Consider the following 17,184-nt stretch of genomic DNA (forward strand, 5'->3'; position numbering starts at 1 on the left):
TCCGCGTAGACTCCGCGCGTGGCCAAGGTGACTCGGGATGACGTAGCGCGACTGGCAGGGACGTCCACTGCCGTCGTCAGCTATGTCATCAACAACGGACCCCGGCCGGTCGCACCGGCCACGCGCGAGCGTGTCCTCGCCGCGATCAAGGAGCTGGGCTACCGGCCCGACCGGGTCGCGCAGGCGATGGCCTCACGCCGCACCGACCTCATAGGGCTCATCGTCCCGGACGCCCGCCAGCCCTTCTTCGGGGAGATGGCGCACGCGATCGAACAGGCCGCCTCCGAGCGCGGCAAGATGGTCCTGGTCGGCAACTCCGACTACATCGGCGAGCGCGAGGTCACCTATCTGCGGGCCTTCCTCGGCATGCGGGTCTCCGGCCTGATCCTCGTCAGCCACGCCCTGAACGACCTGGCCGCCGCCGAGATCGACGCCTGGGACGCCCGGATCGTGCTGCTGCACGAACGCCCCGAGGCCATCGACGACGTCGCCGTCGTCACCGACGACCTGGGCGGCGCCCAACTCGCCGTGCGCCACCTCCTGGAGCACGGCTACGCGTACGTGGCCTGCATGGGCGGCACCGCCGACACCCCCGCCACCGGCGACCCCGTCTCCGACCACGTCGAGGGCTGGCGGCGGGCCATGGACGAGGCCGGGCTCTCCACCGAGGGACGCCTCTTCGAAGCCCCGTACAACCGCTACGACGCCTATCAGGTCGGCCTCGAAGTGCTCGCCGGGCCGAACCGCCCGCCCGCCTTCTTCTGCTCCACCGACGACCAGGCGATCGGCCTGCTGCGGGCCGCGCGCGAACTGCGCCTGGACGTGCCGGGCCAGCTCGCGGTCGCCGGGTTCGACGACATCAAGGAAGCGGCGCTCGCCGACCCGCCGTTGACGACCGTCGCCTCCGACCGCCCCGCGATGGCCCGCGCGGCCGTCGACCTCGTCCTCGACGACGGGCCACGGACACCGGGGACCCGGCGCGAACGCCTCAAGACGTTCCCGTCCCGGCTCGTGGTCAGGGGATCTTGCGGCTGCCGCTGAGCCCCCCGGGGCCCGAGGGGGCCAACGTGCTTGAGTCCAGGGGGACTTGAGGGCAGGTCGGCCGGTGCTCGCGGGGGCTGTGTGAAGGCTTTCTGAGAGAGTGTCGGCTCTCTGCGGGATGTCCTTTATTCCGGGCGAACGAGGTTCTGGCCCCCTTCTCAGCGGGCGCTCAGGAACCTCTCATGGTCGAGGGACAAGCTCTCTTACATGACCGAGAGCTTCCGCCGCAGCGGCGAGTACGAGGACCCGTACCAGGGTGGCCACAACGGCCCGCAGCACGCTTCTTCGCCCGTGAACCCCGAGTGGCCGCCCCCGCCGGCCCACGCACCGGCCGCGCAGCCGGCGGAGCCCGTCACCGAGATCCTCCCGACGACCGCCCCCGCCGCCCAGGGTCCCTACGCGGCCCACGCGAGCGCCGCGTACGGCGACGCCGGGCACGCCGGGAACGGCGGCCACGGGGGTGGGGACACCGCGCTGCTCGCTCCTGCGGCGCCGCCCGCCAAGCCGAAGAAGGCCCGTGGGCCGCTCGCCCTCCTCGCCGCCGTCGCGATCGTCGCCGCGGCCGTCGGGGGCGGCACCGCCTACGCCTTCCAGGAACTGACCGGCAGCAACACCGTCGCCTCCAGTTCCACCAGCACCAGCGTCGTCGCCTCCAGCAAGAAGGGCGACATCGCGGCCATCGCCGCCGCCGTCTCCCCGAGCATCGTCGAGATCAACGCCACCTCGAACTCCGGCCAGTCCACCGGCTCCGGCGTCATCATCACCAGTGACGGCGAGATCGTCACCAACAACCACGTCATCTCCGGCGCCACCTCCATCAAGGTCAGCACCAGCGACGGCAAGTCCTACACCGCGAAGGTCGTCGGCACGGACAGCAAGAAGGACCTCGCGCTGATCAAGCTGGAGAACGCGTCCGGGCTCAAGACCGCGACCCTCGGCAACTCCGCCGGCCTTCAGGTCGGTGACACCGTCGTCGCGATCGGCTCTCCCGAGGGGCTGACCGGCACCGTCACCAGTGGCATCGTCTCCGCCCTCAACCGGGACGTCACCGTGTCCACGGAGGAGAGCCAGAGCCAGAGCCAGGGGCAGGACAGCCAGGGTGGCAGTGGTAGTGGCGGCAGTGGCAGCGGGCAGTGGCCGTTCGAGTTCGGGGGGCGGCAGTTCAACGGTGACACCGGGTCCTCGACGACGACCTACAAGGCCATTCAGACCGACGCGTCGCTCAATCCCGGGAACTCCGGGGGTGCGCTCATCGACATGAACGGCAACATCATCGGGATCAACTCCGCGATGTACTCGGCCGCTTCGTCCTCTTCCTCGTCCTCCTCGGACGCGGGGAGTGTGGGGCTCGGGTTCGCCATCCCGATCAACACGATCAAGTCCGACCTGGCCACGTTGCGTGCGGGTGGCTCCGACAGCTGAGCCGACCTCGTCATCAGTAGGGAGTACGTCATGATTCAGCAGGTTTCCCATGAGGGTGTCGGGGGCGACGGGGTCGGTCCTGCGGGGGTTGAGCTGGCGCTCGCGGTGGCCTTCGCGCTGCATGCGCCTGCTGGGCGGGCGGTGGAGGTGGCTCCCGCGGGGAGTGGGAGTCGCCGGGTTGCCGGGCGCGGGCGGCGGGTCGCGGTTCGCGGCTAGTGCGGTGCCGTTGGGGTGGTCGCGCCCGCGCGGCGGAGCCGCAGATCGATACAGCCCCGCGCCCCTTAAAAGCAGGGCGTTGCCCGGGCGTGGGCTGGAAGATCGCGCCGGCTGGTCGCGCCCGCGCGGCGGAGCCGCACATCGATACAGCCCCGCGCCCCTTAGCGGCGTTGCTCGGCTGTATCTCTTGTAGGTCTGTTGGTTCCTTTACGTGCGAGGCTGAGTGGGTTGGTGGAAATGTTGTCGCACTCTGAGGGACCGCAAAGCATGAGCCCCGTTGATGGTGAACGTGAGACGCAGCGCATTCTGATCGTTGATGATGAGCCCGCCGTGCGGGAGGCCTTGCAGCGCAGTCTGGCCTTCGAGGGGTACGGGACCGAGGTCGCTGTGGACGGGGCCGACGCGCTGGAGAAGGTCATCGGGTATCAGCCCGATCTGGTCGTGCTGGATATTCAGATGCCCCGGATGGACGGGCTGACCGCCGCCCGGCGGATGCGCGGGGCCGGGACCACGACGCCGATTCTGATGCTGACCGCTCGGGACACCGTCGGGGACCGGGTCACCGGGCTCGATGCCGGGGCCGACGACTACCTGGTGAAGCCGTTCGAGCTGGACGAGCTGTTCGCCCGGATCAGGGCGCTGCTGCGGCGCAGCTCGTACGCCGCGTCGGCCGGTGCCGTGCCGGAGGACGACGCGCTGACCTTCGCCGATCTGCGGATGGACCTCGCGACCCGGGAGGTCACGCGGGCCGGGCGGCCCGTGGAGCTGACGCGGACCGAGTTCACGTTGCTGGAGATGTTCATGGCGCATCCGCGTCAGGTGCTGACCCGGGAGCAGATCCTGAAGGCCGTGTGGGGCTTCGACTTCGAGCCCAGTTCCAATTCGCTGGACGTGTATGTGATGTATCTGCGGCGCAAGACCGAGGCCGGGGGCGAGCCGCGGCTCGTGCACACCGTGCGCGGGGTCGGCTACGTGTTGCGTCAGGGCGGCGCCGAGTGAGCAAGGTCGGCCGCCGGTTCCGCGCCCTGCCGATCAGGGCGCGGCTGTCGTTGCTGGTCGCGGCCGCGGTGGCGTTCGCGGTGGCGGCGGTGTCGGTGACGTGCTGGTTCCTGGTGCAGGGGAAGCTGTACGAGCAGGTGAACGCCGACCTGGAGTCGAGCATGCCCCGCTCGCTGCCCGCCTCCCAGGTGCTGACCTCGCTGGCGAACTGCCCCCAGAAGCCGACGTCGTCCTTCCCGTTCGGCGGCCACTTCAAGGGCTACACGCAGATCGTCAAGTCCGACGGCAAGGCCTGTCTGCTCGGCAACTCCCAGGCCCTGGTGAAGGTGTCCGGCATCGACACGTCCGTCGCGAAGAGCCCCGTCACCAAGGTGGCCACCCTGCACAACGGCACCGACCAGGACGGCAATCCGGTCCGGGTGCTCACCGCTCCGCTCATCATCGACGGCGACGGCGGCACCAAGGTGCTCGTCCCGAACGCCGCCCTGGTGATCGCCGTTCCCCTCGACAGCACCGAGTCGACGCTGAACGAACTCGCCCTGATCCTGCTGCTCGTCTCCGGCATCGGCGTGCTCGGCGCGGGCGCCGCCGGGCTCGCCGTCGCGCGGGCGGGACTGCGGCCCGTCGACAAACTCACCGAGGCCGTCGAACACGTCGCCCGCACCGAGGACTTGAGCATCCGCATCCCGGTCGAGGAGGAGAGCGACGACGAAGTGGCGCGGCTGTCACGGTCGTTCAACTCGATGACCACCGCCCTCGCCAACTCCCGTGAGCTGCAACAGCAGTTGATCGCCGACGCGGGCCACGAACTGCGCACCCCGCTGACCTCGCTGCGCACCAACATCGAGTTGCTGACCCGCAGCGAGGAGACCGGCCGCCCGTTGCCCGCGGCCGACCGCAAGGCGCTGCTGGCGTCGGTGAAGGCGCAGATGACGGAGCTGGCCTCACTCATCGGCGACCTCCAGGAACTCTCCCGCGCGGAGGGCCAGCGCGGCGAACGCGTCCAGGTCGTCGCCCTGGAGGACACCGTCGAGGCCGCCCTGCGCCGGGCCCGGCTGCGCGGCCCCGAACTCACCATCACCGCCGACCTGGAGCCCTGGTTCGTCCGCGCGGAACCGTCCGCCCTGGAACGCGCGATCGTCAACATCCTCGACAACGCGGTGAAGTTCAGCCCCGAGTCCGGCACCATCGAGGTCCGCCTGAACGACGGTGTCCTCACCGTCCGCGACCACGGTCCCGGCATCCCCGAGGACGAACTCCCGCACGTCTTCGACCGGTTCTGGCGCTCCCCCAGCGCCCGCGCCCTCCCCGGCTCCGGCCTGGGCCTCTCGATCGTCGCCCGTACGGTGGAACAGGCCGGCGGCCACATCACCCTCACCCGCGCGGCCACCGGCGGCACCGGCACGGTGGCCACGGTCCGGCTCCCGGGGGCGCCCACCCCGCCGCCCGGCGACCCGCAGTAGGCCACCCCCGCGCCGGGCGCCGCCGTGCCCCGGTCTCTGGCGTACCGTGCTCGCACCACTCAGGGTGTGCGGCGGGCGGATGGGGTCGGCGAGGATGAGGGCAGTGCGGTTCAGCCGGTTCGGCGGGCCCGAGGTGCTGGAGATCGTCGAGCTGCCCGATCCGCATCCCGGGCCCGGCGAGGTCCGGATCGCCGTGCGCGCGGCCGGGGTCAATCCCAGTGACTGGAAGAAACGCCAGGGGCTGATGGACGAGGAGCTGCCGCAGACCCTCGGCTACGAGGCCGCCGGTGTCGTCGACGAGATCGGCGCCGGTGTCGTCCATGTCGGCCTCGGCGACCGGGTGTTCGGGTTCTCCCAGGGCGGCGCCGCCCAGGCCGAGTTCGCCGTGCTGGCGCACTTCGCGGCCGTTCCCGCCGCCCTCGGCTTCGCCGGTGCCGCCGCGCTGCCCGCCGCCGTCGAGACCGCCACCCGCGCCCTCGACCAACTCGGCGTCCGGCAGGGCTCCCTGCTCCTCGTCAACGGCGCCTCCGGCAGCGTCGGTGCCGCCGCCGTCCAGCTCGCCGTGGTGCGCGGCGCCCGTGTCATCGGCACCGCGAGCCCGGCCAACCACGCCTATCTCCGCTCCCTCGGCGCCGAGCCCGTCGCCTACGGCACCGGCATGTCCGAACGGGTGCGCGCGCTCGCCGGCGACGGTGTCGATCTCGCCCTCGACGTCGCCGGGAGCGGGGTGCTGCCCGAGCTGATCGCCCTCGCCGGGGACGCCGGGCACGTCCTCACCGTGGCCGACTTCGCCGGGGCCCAGGAGCACGGGGTGACCTTCAGCCGGGGCGACGCCGGACGCGCCCTGCACGCCCTCGACGACATCGGCGCCCTCATCGACGCCGGGCGCTTCGCCCTCCCCGTCGCCCGGACCTTCCCCCTCACCGAGGTCGCCGACGCCCACCGGGCGGGCGAGCGGGGGCACGCCCCCGGGAAACTCGTCCTCCTCGTCGACTGACGCCGACTGCCCACCTTCCACAGCGCCAACGGCGGCTGGAAGGTGGGCAGTTCGGTTCCCGGCGGGGACGGGGTCACCAGCGCAGGATCATCGTCTCGTCCATCGACTGCGGGGCGTCCGCCACCGCGTCGGGGAGGGGGTGGGCGAGGCGGGCGTAGGCGCCGTCCCTGGCCAGGAGTTCCTGGTGGGTGCCGGTCTCGACCAGACGGCCGTGGTCGACCACGAGGATGCGGTCGGCGTCGGGGGCGAGGCTGAGATCGTGGGTGATCATGATGGTGGTGCGCCCGGCCATCAACTTCCGCAACGGCTGCACCACTTGGCGGGCGGCGACCCCGTCGAGCCCGGCCGTCGGCTCGTCCAGGACGAGGACCGGCGCGGCGCGCAGCATGGCGCGGGCGATGGCGACGCGCTGGAGCTGGCCGCCGGAGAGGGCAGCGGTGCCGGGGGCGATGAGGGTGTCGTAGCCGTCGGGGAGGGCGGTGATGAAGTTGTGCGCCGCCGCCTCGCTCGCCGCCTGCCGGATCTCGTCGTCGCTCGCGCCGGGGCGGCCGCAAGCGATGTTCTCGCGGATCGTGCCGTTCAGGATGAGGGTCTCCTGCGGGAGCAGGGCGACGTTCTCACGCAGGAAGGTGAGGGGCAGGTCGGGCAGGGGGACGCCGTCGAGGGTGATGGTGCCCTGCGCCGGGTCGTAGAAGCGGGTCAGCAGCTTGGAGAGGGTGGACTTGCCGGCGCCGCTCGGGCCCGTGACGATCACGAGTTCGCCGGGCGAGGCGGTGAAGGTGACGTCGCGCAGAGAGGCCTTCGGGGACTCCGGGTAGCGGAACGACACCTGGTGCAGGGCGAGTTGGCCGCGCACCGGCCAGGCGGGGACGGGGTGTTCGGGGTCGGTGACGGCGGGCTCGGCGTCCAGGATCTCGCCGAGCCGCTGGGCACCGGCGGTCGCGGCGGTGAGCGTCAGCCCGAGCTGGCCCAGGCTGCGCACCGGCGGGTAGAGGTAGCCGATGAACGCGGCGAACGCGAGCAGCTGGCCCAGCGTCATCCGCCCGGCGGAGATCTCCCACACGCCGACGCCGATCACCGCGAGCACGCACATCGTCTCGACGACCTCGACGAACTGCTCGTACATCTCGCTGAGCCGCGCGCCGCGCACGCTGGCCCGCATCCAGGAACGGGCCTCGCGGTCGAGGCGTCGTTCCTCGTCGGCGCGGCGGTTGTAGGCCTGGGTGAGGACGATGTTGCCGAGGGACTCCTCGACGACGGAGGTGATCGCGCCGTCGGCGACCCGCTCGTCCTGCGACGCGGTCTTGATGCGCCCGGAGAAGCGGCGGGCGGCCAGCAGGAACAGCGGCGCGAGCACGAAGGTGACCAGCGCGAGGTCCCAGCGCAGATAGAGCGCGGCGCACGCGTAGAACACCGCCGAGAAGGCGGCGGAGACGGTGCCGACGACGCCCGAGACGACCATCTGCTCGATGGACTCGACGTCCCCGGTGAGCCGTTCGACCAGGTCGCCCTGGCGGTGCTTCTGGAAGAAGTGCGGGGGGAGGTCCTGGACGTGCCCGAACACATGGGCGCGCAGCCGCAGCACGAAGCGTTCGGCGGTCCAGGTGGCGAGGGAGTTGCCGAAGTAGCCGACGAGGGCGCCCAGTACGGCGACCGCGAGCCAGGCACCGGCCGGCTCCCAGAACGCGCTGAGCGTTCCCGACTCCAGCGCGTCGTCGGTGAGGTTGGCGAAGATCAGGATCGAGGTGGTCTCGGCCAGCGCCGCGACCACCACACAGCCGATGATCGCCAGCAGCCAGGCACGGTCGCCGCGGGTCAGCGGCCAGAAGCGTCGGAAGGCCTCACGGACGTCCGTCATGGTGACAACTCCTCGGGTGTCGGGTGGGGACACAGCCGAGGCGGGGTCCCGGCGAGCGTGGTGCACTCACCGGGGACCCCGCCTCGCGGCGTGTGTCAGCCCTTGTGGCCGACGGGGCGGCGCTTCGGGGTGGCCTTCTTGTGGTGCTTCTTGGCCGGGGCGGGCTTGCGGGTCTTCTTGACGGGGGTGATCTTGCGGAAGCTCATGATGGTGTCCCTTTCGGTGCTGATGTATGCGGTGATTAATGTGCTGGCCCGACTGGTCGCCGCGGCGGCTCTGTCCTGGTTCTGCAACAGTTCCGGCAGATTCGGCGACAGCTCTGTTATTCGGTTGCTTGGAAACCCTGTGATCTACGTGTGTAAAACCCGGGTGAGCAATTACCTGGCGCCTTTTACTTGTGGCCGACCGGGCGACGCTTGGGGGCCGGGGCGGGCTTCTTGGGGGCGTGCTTCTTCGGCGCCGGGGCGGGCTTGCGGGTCTTCTTGACGGGGGTGATCTTGTGGAAGCTCATGGTCATGTCCTTCGCTGCTGGGGTGGTGCGTGGATGAGGTACGGGGTGGGACCGCGGACTACTTGTGGCCGACCGGGCGGCGCTTCGGGGCCGGGGCACCCTTCTTCGGAGCACCCTTCTTGGGGGCGGGCTTCGGGGCCGGGGCGGGCTTGCGGGACTGCTTGATCGGGTGGATCTTGTTGAAGCTCATGTCGTGTCCTTCGCAGGTCAGGTGGTGCGTGGCTGAGGGGGTTGGTGCGGTGCTGCGGTACTGCGGTGCTGCTAGCGGTTGCCGACCGGGCGGCGCTTCGGGGCGCCCTTCTTCGGAGCACCCTTCTTGGGGGCGGGCTTCGGCGCCGGGGCGGGCTTGTGGTTCTTCTTGACCGGGGCGATCTTGTGGAAGCTCATGATGATCTCCTTCGTACGCACGGATGTCGTTCGTTCTGCTTGCTGTCGTCCGGTCCTTCGGCCGGTGTTCCCGGCTGCCGTTCCCTTTCGACATGGAAAACATTACGGCATTTCCGAAGCCGGAAAAGCCTTTTTGCCTTAGACCTCGATAAGTCTGAATGTGCGTTCCCTCTGAAAATAAAAAATCATGCGACCCCAGGAACCGGACCACATCTCACACAGGTTTTATGCCGGAGCGGCGGGCTGGGACAGGTGTCCGGACATGCGAAAGGCGGCCGTGTCGGGGACACGGCCGCCTCTGCGGAACGGGGTGGGCCAGGAGGCCCGCGGAACGCCGGGGGCTACTGAACGACGGTGACGCGGTTCGGGGTCGGCGGGTCCAGCGGGGCCGACGCCGAGGAGGCGCCGGTGAGGTACTGGGCCAGCGCCGTCAGGTCGTCGTCGCCGACCAGGTCGTTGGTGCCGAGGCCGAGCGTCGGGAAGCCGTCGCCGCCGCCCGCGAGGAACGAGTTGGTCGCGACGCGGTAGGTGGCCGCCGGGTCGACCGCGGCGCCGCCCAGCCTGACGGAGTCGGTGACGACACGGTCGCCGCCGGTCCTGGTGAGGTCCAGCGTGTACGTCAGGTTGGCGGACGGCTGGAGGATCTTCGGGGCGCTCGCGTTGGTGCCCGACACCTGCTCCTTGAGCACCTGGATCAGCTGGGCGCCGGTGAAGTCCTGGAGGTTCACGGTGTTGGCGAACGGCTGCACGGTGAAGCCCTCGGCGTAGGTGACGACGCCGTCGCCCTCCGCGCCCTGCGCCGCGTGCGTGAGGCCCGCCCGGACGCCGCCCGGGTTCATCAGCGCGAGGGAGGTCTTCGGGTCCAGCGCCTTGCCGTACGCGAGTTGGGCGTCGGCGATCAGGTCGCCCATCGGGGACTCGGTGCCGGTGTTCGGGACGTCGGCGGATATATAGCCGATGGGGCGGTTGCCGATCGGGGCGGCGAGGGTGTTCCACTTCCCGACCAGGCGCGTCAGGTCGGCGGCCTTGGGGACGGTCCGGGTGACCACGTGGTTCGCGGACTTCACCGACGTCCGGGCGATGTCACCCGTCACGCGGTCGTAGGTCAGCGTGGTGTCGGTGTAGAGGCGGCCGAACGACGCGGCCGAGGTGACCATGCGGGGCTGGCCCGCAGGGTCGGGGATCGTGCAGACGTACGCGTTGTGGGTGTGCCCGGTGACCAGGGCGTCGACGGCGGGCGTGACGTTCTTCGCGATGTCGACGATCGGCCCGGAGACGCCGCTGCCGGAGCCCGACGCGTCGCAGTCGTCGTTGTAGTCGCCGGACGCGGGCAGGCCGCCCTCGTGGATGAGCGCGACGATCGACTTGACGCCCTGTCTGCGCAGCACCTCGGCGTACTTGTTGATCGTCTCGACCTCGTCCTTGAACGTCAGGCCCTTCACGCCCTCGGCGGACACCACACCCGGGGTGTTCTCCAGGGTCACGCCGATGAAGCCGACCTTGACGTCCTTCTTCTTCCACACCCAGTACGGCGCGAGGATCGGCTTGCCGGACTTCTCGCTCAGCGCGTTGGCGGCCAGGTAGGGGAAGTCGGCGCCCTGGAACTTCTGGTCGGTGTAGCAGCCCTCGGTGGGGTGGCAGCCGCCCTTCTGGAGCCGCCCCAACTCCTTCGCGCCCTCGTCGAACTCGTGGTTGCCGACCGAAGTGACGTCCAGATCAAGCTTGTTGAGGGCCTCGATGGTCGGCTCGTCGTGGAAGAGACCCGAGATCAACGGGGACGCGCCGACCATGTCGCCGCCCGCCGCGGTGATCGAGTAGGCGTTGCCCTCGCGGGCGTCGCGCAGATGCGTGGCGAGGTACTCGACGCCGCCCGCGTCAACGGTCTTCGTCGTCCCGTCCGACTGACGTTCACTCACCCGGCCGGAGGAACCCGACGGCGGCTCCAGGTTGCCGTGCAGATCGTTGAACGACAGCAACTGGACGTCCTGGTAACGGCTCTGGTGACCGTGGCCACCGCCGTGCCCCGGCTTGTTGCCGTGCGCGCCGGCGGGCAGGGCGGCGACCAGCGCGCCCGCCGTGGCGAGCGTCGCGGCGGCGGCGACGATGCCGAGCGCACGGCGGCCGGGCCGCGTCCGACGCGGCGTGGTGGACGAGGGTGACGAGGGTGACGAGGGTGACGAGGGTGTGGACGGGATGGACGAGGTGGAATCCGCAGGCATGCGCCCCCCTGAGTGTGCTGAGATCGTGGGCCCCGTTGCGGCGCAGCCTAGGGTCAACGCGCGTAGCGCGACAGGGTTTCCCTGGTCACATCCTGGTCTCCCTTTGCCCGCCCCTTTACCTTTTCCTTTGCCGCTGCTTTGCCGCAACCTCCCGGTACCGCACCCGTACCCTCGTACGCATGACCAGCGACGACACCGCACGGAACACCCCGGCCCGTTCCATCGAGACCTACCCCGCGCTCACCCCGGACCAGACCGAAGCCGTCCTCGCCCTGCTCGCCGAGTCCGCCCGCGAGGACGGGCAGCAGGCGGTCTCCGAACAGGGGCGGCTGCATGTGCGCGGGGGCGTTCGGGCCGGCATCTCCCACCTGCTGCTGACCAGCGACGGTGAGCTGACCGGCTATGCCCAGCTGGAGGACACCGATCCGGTGGAGGCACCGGCCGCCGAACTCGTCGTTCACCCCTCCCGGCGGGGGCACGGGCATGGGCGGGCGCTCGGAACGGCGTTGCTGGCGGCGTCCGGGAAGCGGTTGCGGGTGTGGGCGCATGGTGGGCATCCTGCGGCGCGGCATCTCGCGCAGGTGCTCGGGCTCACGCTCTTCCGTGAACTCCGGCAGATGCGGCGGCCGTTGACCGGGCTCGACCTGCCCGACCCGGTGTTCCCGCCCGGGGTGAGGGTCCGGACGTTCGTCCCCGGGCAGGACGACGCGGCCTGGCTCGCGGTCAACTCCGCCGCGTTCGCCCACCATCCCGAGCAAGGGTCGCTCACGCAGCGGGACCTCGACGACCGGATGGCCGAACCGTGGTTCGATCCCGCCGGGTTCTTCCTCGCGTTCCGGGGGGACGAACTCGTGGGGTTCCACTGGACGAAGGTCCACTCCGTGGAGGGGGTGGGGGAGGTGTACGTCGTGGGCGTGCTGCCCGGGGCGCAGGGGGGTGGCCTGGGGAAGGCGCTCACCACGGTGGGGTTGCGGCATCTCGCGGGTGCGGGTGTGTCCACGGGGATGCTGTATGTCGATGCCGACAACAAGGCCGCGGTCGCCGTCTACGAACGCCTCGGCTTCACCACCTACGAAACGGACCTGATGTACCGAACAGAGAGCTAGGCGCTCCGGTGGTCGGGTGCGGCGCCGTCGTGGTTGGTCGCGCAGTTCCCCGCGCCCCTTATGGGCGTTGCCGGAACCGGTGCTAGATCAGTGACGGTCGCTGGGCGTGCCCCAAAGGGGCGCGGGGAACTGCGCGACAAGCCCCCACCGGGCCGCAGCCGAACGTCGTCCCCTCAAGTTGCCCTTCGGTGAGGGGGTCGTTCGGCTGTGTACCTGGTCAGGATGAGGGTCGTGGTTGTGAGGATGTAGGTCCAGTGGGTGTGGGCCGGGGGCCACTCGGGGGCGCCGGGGGCTGGGAAGAGGGGCCAGTCGTCCGGGAGGAAGAGGGGGGTGAGGAGCGCCGTGAGGAGGACGGCTGACGCCACCTGCCGACCGGGTCGCGACGCCTGACTCAGCCGCACAGCCACCGCCGCCCCAGCGAGCGCCACCGCACACGCCGCCCCCGCCTCCAGCGTCACGTCCCCCACCGGCGGCCGAAACTCCCCCGGCACCGCCAGCAGCGTGGCCGCCCACCACACCACCGTCAGCGGAGCGACCAGCGCCAGCCGCAGCCACGTGCGCAGCGCACGCCCCGTCGGCACCGTCGCCGTGGTGTGCCGAGCCGGGTCGTCCAGGACGAAGGCCAGGCCCAGGGCGTACAACAGCGCGGCGGCACGCAGCAGACTGACGGTCTGCCAGGGCGAGGGCGCGGCATCGGTCACCCGCGGAACAGCGGCGAGCAGCGGCCCAGGACCGGCGGTCACCGCGAGCAGCCGCCAGGGCAGCACCCGCAGGGTGAACGGGGTCAGCGCGAGGAGCGAAGTCACCGGAGGCGGGTTCACGCGTCGCACGTGTCCGCCTCCTTCCCCTTCGGCGCCGGAGTACCCAGCAGGGTCGCCGCCCGGGCCGCCGTCAGCTTCGGGGCCGTCAACTCGGACCAGTTGGCCTTGACCTTGGCGGCGATCTCCGCGCGGGGCCGGGTGAGGGCGTCGCGGACGACCGCCGTCTGGGCCGCCGTCATGGACAGCGGGTCGGTCCGGGAGACGACGATCGCCGAGCCGGAGTCGCTGTCGTCGAGGCGGACGTCGCGCAGGGACCGCACGGGGTCGGGCAGGCCGTTCAGGGCGAGCCACATCACCGTGACCACGCGGCCGTCGCACAACCGGCTCGCCGCGCGTTCGTCCCCGGCGACCAGCACGCCCGCGACGGCGACGGCGAACTCGGGGACACGGTTGCCGCCCCACGCCGTACCGGCCGTCACCTGGTGGCGGACGGTGGCCGGGGTGAGCGCGGCGTCGCCGTCGAGGCCGTACCGCGCCTCGACGCGCTGGCGGACGACCAGGCGCTGGTCGGCGGCGCCGCCCCCGGCCCCGGCCCTGACCTCGCCGACGATCCCGGCCCAGGTCGCCGCGCGGGACGTCCACTCCGGGTAGGCGCAGTAACGCGTCGTGGCCGGTCCTGACGTGACGCAGGTCTGCACCTTCTCCGGGGTGAGCGTGGCCCGCGCCCGCGCCGCCCGCAGGTCGGCCGGCACGGCACCGGTCTGAACGGTTCCCGCGGTCACCGCCAGCGCCAACGCCCCGGCGAGCGCGCCCGCCAGAGGCAGGCCCCGGCCGCCGCCGCGCACCACGGCGAGCAGCGCCAGGGTGAGCGCGAGGCCGACGAGGTACAGAGCGTGCCAGCCGGCCGGGCGGCCCAGCAGGTCGGACGGGAGGGCCGCGGAACTGGACTCCCCGACGATCGGGACCAGCCACCGTGTCCCCCGCTCGCCGACGCCCATCGGGACCACCCCGACGACGAACGACGCGAAGAACAGCACGATGACCGTGGGCGCCGCGAGCACCGAGGGGATCAGCCGGGCCAGCAGCACACCGACCGCCCCGAACAGCAGCACGACCAGCGGGCCGACGAGCAGTTCGGCGGGCGACGCGGTGCCGACGGCGCCGGGCCGCAGCGCCTCGTACCCGAACTGTCCGAGCACGCCCAGCGCGGTGAGACCGGTCACCGGCAGCAGCGACAGCGCGTGCGCGGCCGTTCGGGCGCCGGGGCTCAACGGCAGGACGGAGAAGAGGCGTTCGGTGTCCTGGCGGCGGGACCGCAGGGCGGCGTGGTTGACGCAGAGCAGCACGGCGAGGGCGACGAGGAGCGGCGCGGCCTGCGTGTCCCGGTCGGCGTCCTGAAGCGCCGGAAACCCACCCTCGAAACCAGGCGTGCGCCACACCATCCAGCCGACGTACCCGACGAACGCCACCACCACCGGCACCCGCAGCACCAGCCGACGCCCCTCGAAGAGCGCCAACGCGAGCACCGCGGCCGGGGTCCGCACCGGGGCGCCCCCGGTCACCTCCGACGGAGCTTCCTGAACGACGGTCGTCATGCCCGCGCCTCCGTGCTCGCGTCGTCCAGGGTCAGGAGGTAGCCGTCCTCCAAGGTGGGCGGGAGGAGGTCCGCGCCCGGCGGCGGGGTGCCGACGTTGCGGAAGGTGCCCGTGCCGGTGCGCCAGCCCGCGTGGGCTCCCGGGTCCCGTCCGGTGCTGCTCCACACGCGTCCGGCGGCGCGCTCGGTGAGTTCGGCGGGGGTGCCGTCGAAACGGACCCGGCCGCCGGACATCACCAGCACCCGGTGGCAGAGCATCGCGACATCCTCGGTCTGGTGGGTCGAGAGCAGCACGGTGCGCCCCTCCCCGGCCCGCGCGATCAACTCCCGGAACCGCATGCGCTGTTCGGGGTCGAGCCCGACCGTCGGCTCGTCCAGCACCAGGAACCCGGGGTCACCGACCAACGCGGCGGCCAGGGCGACGCGTTGGCGCATCCCGCCGGACAGCTTCCTGATGCGCTTGCCGCGCACGTCGGACAGGTCGACCTCGGTGAGCACCCGGCGCACCTCGCGGTGGCGGGCGGCCCGGTCGGTCAGCTCCTTGAGGATCGCCACGTAGTCGACGAACTCGAAGGCCGTGAAGTCCGGGTGGAAACCCGGGGTTTGGGGGAGGTAGCCGAGTGCGCGCCGGACCCGTTGGCGGCCCGCGGTGCGGGAGGGGTCGTCGCCGAGCACGGTGAACGCGCCCCGGTCGGCCGGGATCGCGGTCGCCAGCACCCTCAACAGGGTTGTCTTTCCGGCCCCGTTGGGCCCGAGCAGCCCGGTGACCCCGGCGGACAGCCGCAACGACACGTCGTCGAGAGCGAGGGTCCCGCCGAACCGCAGACTCAGCCCGCTCGCGGACACCGTGGTGGAGGTGGCGGCAGCGGCGGAGGTGGCGGCGTTGGGTGTCGTCGTCATACGGCACTCCTGGTCATGACGTCACTCCTGCTCATGGGTACTCCTGCGAAAGTCGAGTGGGCCGAGTTAGTCGAGTAGGGCTAGTGGGGCGAGTGAGTCGCGTAGGGCGAGTGGGGCGAGTGAGTCGCGTAGGGCGAGTGGGGCGAGTGGGGCGAGTGGTGAGAACCGGCTGCCCGGGAGCCCGGATGCCGGATGCCCGGGCTCCCGGTCGCCCCGGGCCCCTCACCTCCCCCCGCCCCCCAGCGCCCGGTCGAAGCGGTCCCGGGACCGGAACAGCAGCGCCCCCGCCAGCACCGCGATCGCCGCCGCCGCTCCCTGGCCCGGGGCCGTGAACGGGGCCGAGGCCGTGCCGGTCGTCGTCTGGTGGGTCAGCGCCAGCAGCGTCAGCCAGGCTCCGCCGGTCAGGGTGGGGGCCAGGGTCGGGCCGAGGCGGGTCGTGAGGGCCAGGGTCGTGGTGGTGAGGGCGAGGGACGGGAGGAGCCAGGCCAGGGCGGCGAGGCCGGGGGAGGGCAGGGCGAGGGTGGCCAGGAGGTCGAGGCCGAGGACCGCGCCGAGCACCGCCGTCGTGCGGATCATCAGGAGGCGGAACCCGTGCACCGGGGAGACCACCGCCATCTCGTAGGTGGGGTCGAGGGCCGGGCCGTAGGAGAGGGCCACCCCGGCGAGCGGGAGCAGCGGGGCCAGGGCCAGGAACAGGGTGGGCTGGTCGCCGGGGCGGATCGCGTAGGTGGCCAGCACGGTCAGCAGCAGCACGCCGGCCACCGCGCCGAGCCACGACAGCCGCAGCACCGGCGTGGCCGCGAGCAGCCGGGCGGTGTGGTCGGGAACGCCGGCCCGCAGCAGCGCCGTTTCGAAGAAGCCCCGGCGGGGGGCGTCGAGTTCGGCGTCCAGGCGTTCCCAGCCGGCGTCGAGCGCGACCGGGTCGGCGAGGGCGGCGAGCCGGGCGCGGCACTCGGCGCAGTGGGTGAGGTGGGTGTCGGCGGACCACAGCGCGGGGGCCGTCAACTCGCCCCGCCCGTAAGCCTTCACGTCCTCTTCGGCCAGATGCCAGGTCATGCCAGTGCCTCCCGCAACTGCGTGCGGGCCCGCATCGCCCGCGTCTTGACCGTGCCCGGCGGGATGCCGAGCAGGACGGCCGCTTCCCGGGTGGTCAGCCCGTCGATCACGGTGGCCTGGAGGACCGCCCGCAGCTCCGGCGAGAGCTGGACCAGGGCGCCCGCGAGGTCCCCGTGCGCCACCGAGGCCAGCACCCGTTCCTCCGCCGAGACCTCGTCCCGGTGCCGCAGCCGGGCCAGCGCCTGCCGCAGCCGGCCGCGGGCCCCGTCGCCGCGCAGGTGGTCGACGAGCCGCCGCGAGCCGATCCGCCACAGCCACCCGGCGGCGTCCGGCGCCCCCTGGTCGCGGAACCCGGCCGCGCCGCGCCACACCGAGAGGAACGTCTCCTGGACGACGTCGTCGACGAGGGACGGGTCGGCGCAGCGGCCGCGCAGCCGGGCCGTCAGCCAGGGCGCGTACCGCCGGTACAGCTCCTCGAAGGCGCGCCGGTCGCTGTCGGCGGCGATGGCCCGCAGCAGCTCCTGGTCGCTTCTCGTTGTGCTCACGTCTCCTCATCGCACGAGCCCCGGCGGACGGTTCTCGGTCCGGGGTTTGACTTTTCCGGGGATCTTCCACCACCCTTTAACTACTCAATTAGTGAAAGGGTGGTGGAAG

15 protein-coding genes are annotated in these 17,184 nt (G+C 71.7%); 6 read left to right on the plus strand and 9 right to left on the minus strand.

Going from position 1 to position 17,184, the window contains the following annotated elements:
* Window positions 1–18 precede the first annotated feature (18 nt).
* The 5 genes from ACIQOU_RS28170 (at window position 19) to ACIQOU_RS28190 (ending at window position 6,138) form a co-directional block, all read left to right on the plus strand.
* Window positions 19–1,041 carry a LacI family DNA-binding transcriptional regulator gene (locus ACIQOU_RS28170; protein WP_401540651.1) on the plus strand — a complete coding sequence of 341 codons (1,023 nt, stop codon included), beginning with the start codon at window positions 19–21 and terminating at the stop codon, window positions 1,039–1,041.
* Between the two features lie 207 nt (window positions 1,042–1,248).
* Window positions 1,249–2,463, plus strand: coding sequence for a S1C family serine protease (locus ACIQOU_RS28175; RefSeq protein WP_401540653.1), 1,215 nt, complete (start codon window positions 1,249–1,251; stop codon window positions 2,461–2,463).
* 483 nt (window positions 2,464–2,946) lie between these two features.
* Complete coding sequence (locus tag ACIQOU_RS28180; protein ID WP_401540656.1) at window positions 2,947–3,678, plus strand: response regulator transcription factor; 732 nt, start codon at window positions 2,947–2,949, stop codon at window positions 3,676–3,678.
* Complete coding sequence (locus tag ACIQOU_RS28185; RefSeq protein ID WP_401540659.1) at window positions 3,675–5,141, plus strand: sensor histidine kinase; 1,467 nt, start codon at window positions 3,675–3,677, stop codon at window positions 5,139–5,141. Before ACIQOU_RS28180 ends, ACIQOU_RS28185 begins: the two co-directional genes overlap by 4 nt.
* Window positions 5,142–5,235: 94 nt before the next feature.
* Window positions 5,236–6,138, plus strand: a complete 903-nt coding sequence (locus tag ACIQOU_RS28190; protein ID WP_401540661.1) for an NADP-dependent oxidoreductase — start codon at window positions 5,236–5,238, stop codon at window positions 6,136–6,138.
* A 73-nt stretch (window positions 6,139–6,211) separates the two neighbouring features.
* On the opposite strand, the gene ACIQOU_RS28195 is transcribed toward ACIQOU_RS28190, so the two are convergent.
* The 4 genes from ACIQOU_RS28195 to ACIQOU_RS28210 all read right to left on the minus strand — a co-directional run bounded on the left by ACIQOU_RS28195 (window position 6,212) and on the right by ACIQOU_RS28210 (window position 11,113).
* Window positions 6,212–7,996 (minus strand): ABC transporter ATP-binding protein, encoded by a 1,785-nt coding sequence (locus tag ACIQOU_RS28195; RefSeq protein ID WP_401540664.1) that lies wholly within the window; start codon window positions 7,994–7,996, stop codon window positions 6,212–6,214.
* Window positions 7,997–8,565: 569 nt separating this feature from the next.
* Window positions 8,566–8,697 (minus strand): hypothetical protein, encoded by a 132-nt coding sequence (locus tag ACIQOU_RS28200; RefSeq protein ID WP_401540666.1) that lies wholly within the window; start codon window positions 8,695–8,697, stop codon window positions 8,566–8,568.
* A gap of 71 nt (window positions 8,698–8,768) precedes the next feature.
* On the minus strand, window positions 8,769–8,894 hold the full coding sequence (locus ACIQOU_RS28205) for a hypothetical protein (protein ID WP_401540668.1): 126 nt from the start codon (window positions 8,892–8,894) through the stop codon (window positions 8,769–8,771).
* A 341-nt stretch (window positions 8,895–9,235) separates the two neighbouring features.
* On the minus strand, window positions 9,236–11,113 hold the full coding sequence (locus ACIQOU_RS28210; protein WP_401540671.1) for a bifunctional metallophosphatase/5'-nucleotidase: 1,878 nt from the start codon (window positions 11,111–11,113) through the stop codon (window positions 9,236–9,238).
* A gap of 179 nt (window positions 11,114–11,292) precedes the next feature.
* Between ACIQOU_RS28210 and mshD the strand changes: the two genes are divergently transcribed.
* Window positions 11,293–12,219: a mycothiol synthase gene (mshD, locus tag ACIQOU_RS28215; RefSeq protein WP_401540674.1), complete on the plus strand. Its 927-nt coding sequence runs from the start codon at window positions 11,293–11,295 to the stop codon at window positions 12,217–12,219.
* Window positions 12,220–12,392: 173 nt separating this feature from the next.
* On the opposite strand, the gene ACIQOU_RS28220 is transcribed toward mshD, so the two are convergent.
* From ACIQOU_RS28220 to ACIQOU_RS28240, 5 genes are all read right to left on the minus strand, one after another.
* The gene (locus ACIQOU_RS28220) at window positions 12,393–13,049 is read right to left on the minus strand and encodes an ABC transporter (protein ID WP_401540676.1); all 657 of its coding nucleotides are present in this window, start codon (window positions 13,047–13,049) and stop codon (window positions 12,393–12,395) included.
* Entirely contained in the window at window positions 13,037–14,575 is a 1,539-nt protein-coding gene (locus ACIQOU_RS28225) for an ABC transporter permease (RefSeq protein WP_401540679.1), read from the minus strand. The genes ACIQOU_RS28220 and ACIQOU_RS28225 overlap by 13 nt, the downstream gene beginning before the upstream one ends.
* Window positions 14,572–15,474, minus strand: a complete 903-nt coding sequence (locus ACIQOU_RS28230) for an ABC transporter ATP-binding protein (protein ID WP_401540682.1) — start codon at window positions 15,472–15,474, stop codon at window positions 14,572–14,574. Before ACIQOU_RS28230 ends, ACIQOU_RS28225 begins: the two co-directional genes overlap by 4 nt.
* A 222-nt stretch (window positions 15,475–15,696) precedes the next feature.
* Window positions 15,697–16,530, minus strand: coding sequence for a zf-HC2 domain-containing protein (locus ACIQOU_RS28235; protein ID WP_401540685.1), 834 nt, complete (start codon window positions 16,528–16,530; stop codon window positions 15,697–15,699).
* Window positions 16,527–17,075 carry an RNA polymerase sigma factor gene (locus ACIQOU_RS28240; RefSeq protein WP_401540687.1) on the minus strand — a complete coding sequence of 183 codons (549 nt, stop codon included), beginning with the start codon at window positions 17,073–17,075 and terminating at the stop codon, window positions 16,527–16,529. Before ACIQOU_RS28240 ends, ACIQOU_RS28235 begins: the two co-directional genes overlap by 4 nt.
* Between the last annotated feature and the right edge of the window lie 109 nt (window positions 17,076–17,184).

The sequence above is a fragment of the Streptomyces sp. NPDC091279 genome (genome assembly GCF_044757465.1).
Taxonomy (GTDB): domain Bacteria; phylum Actinomycetota; class Actinomycetes; order Streptomycetales; family Streptomycetaceae; genus Streptomyces.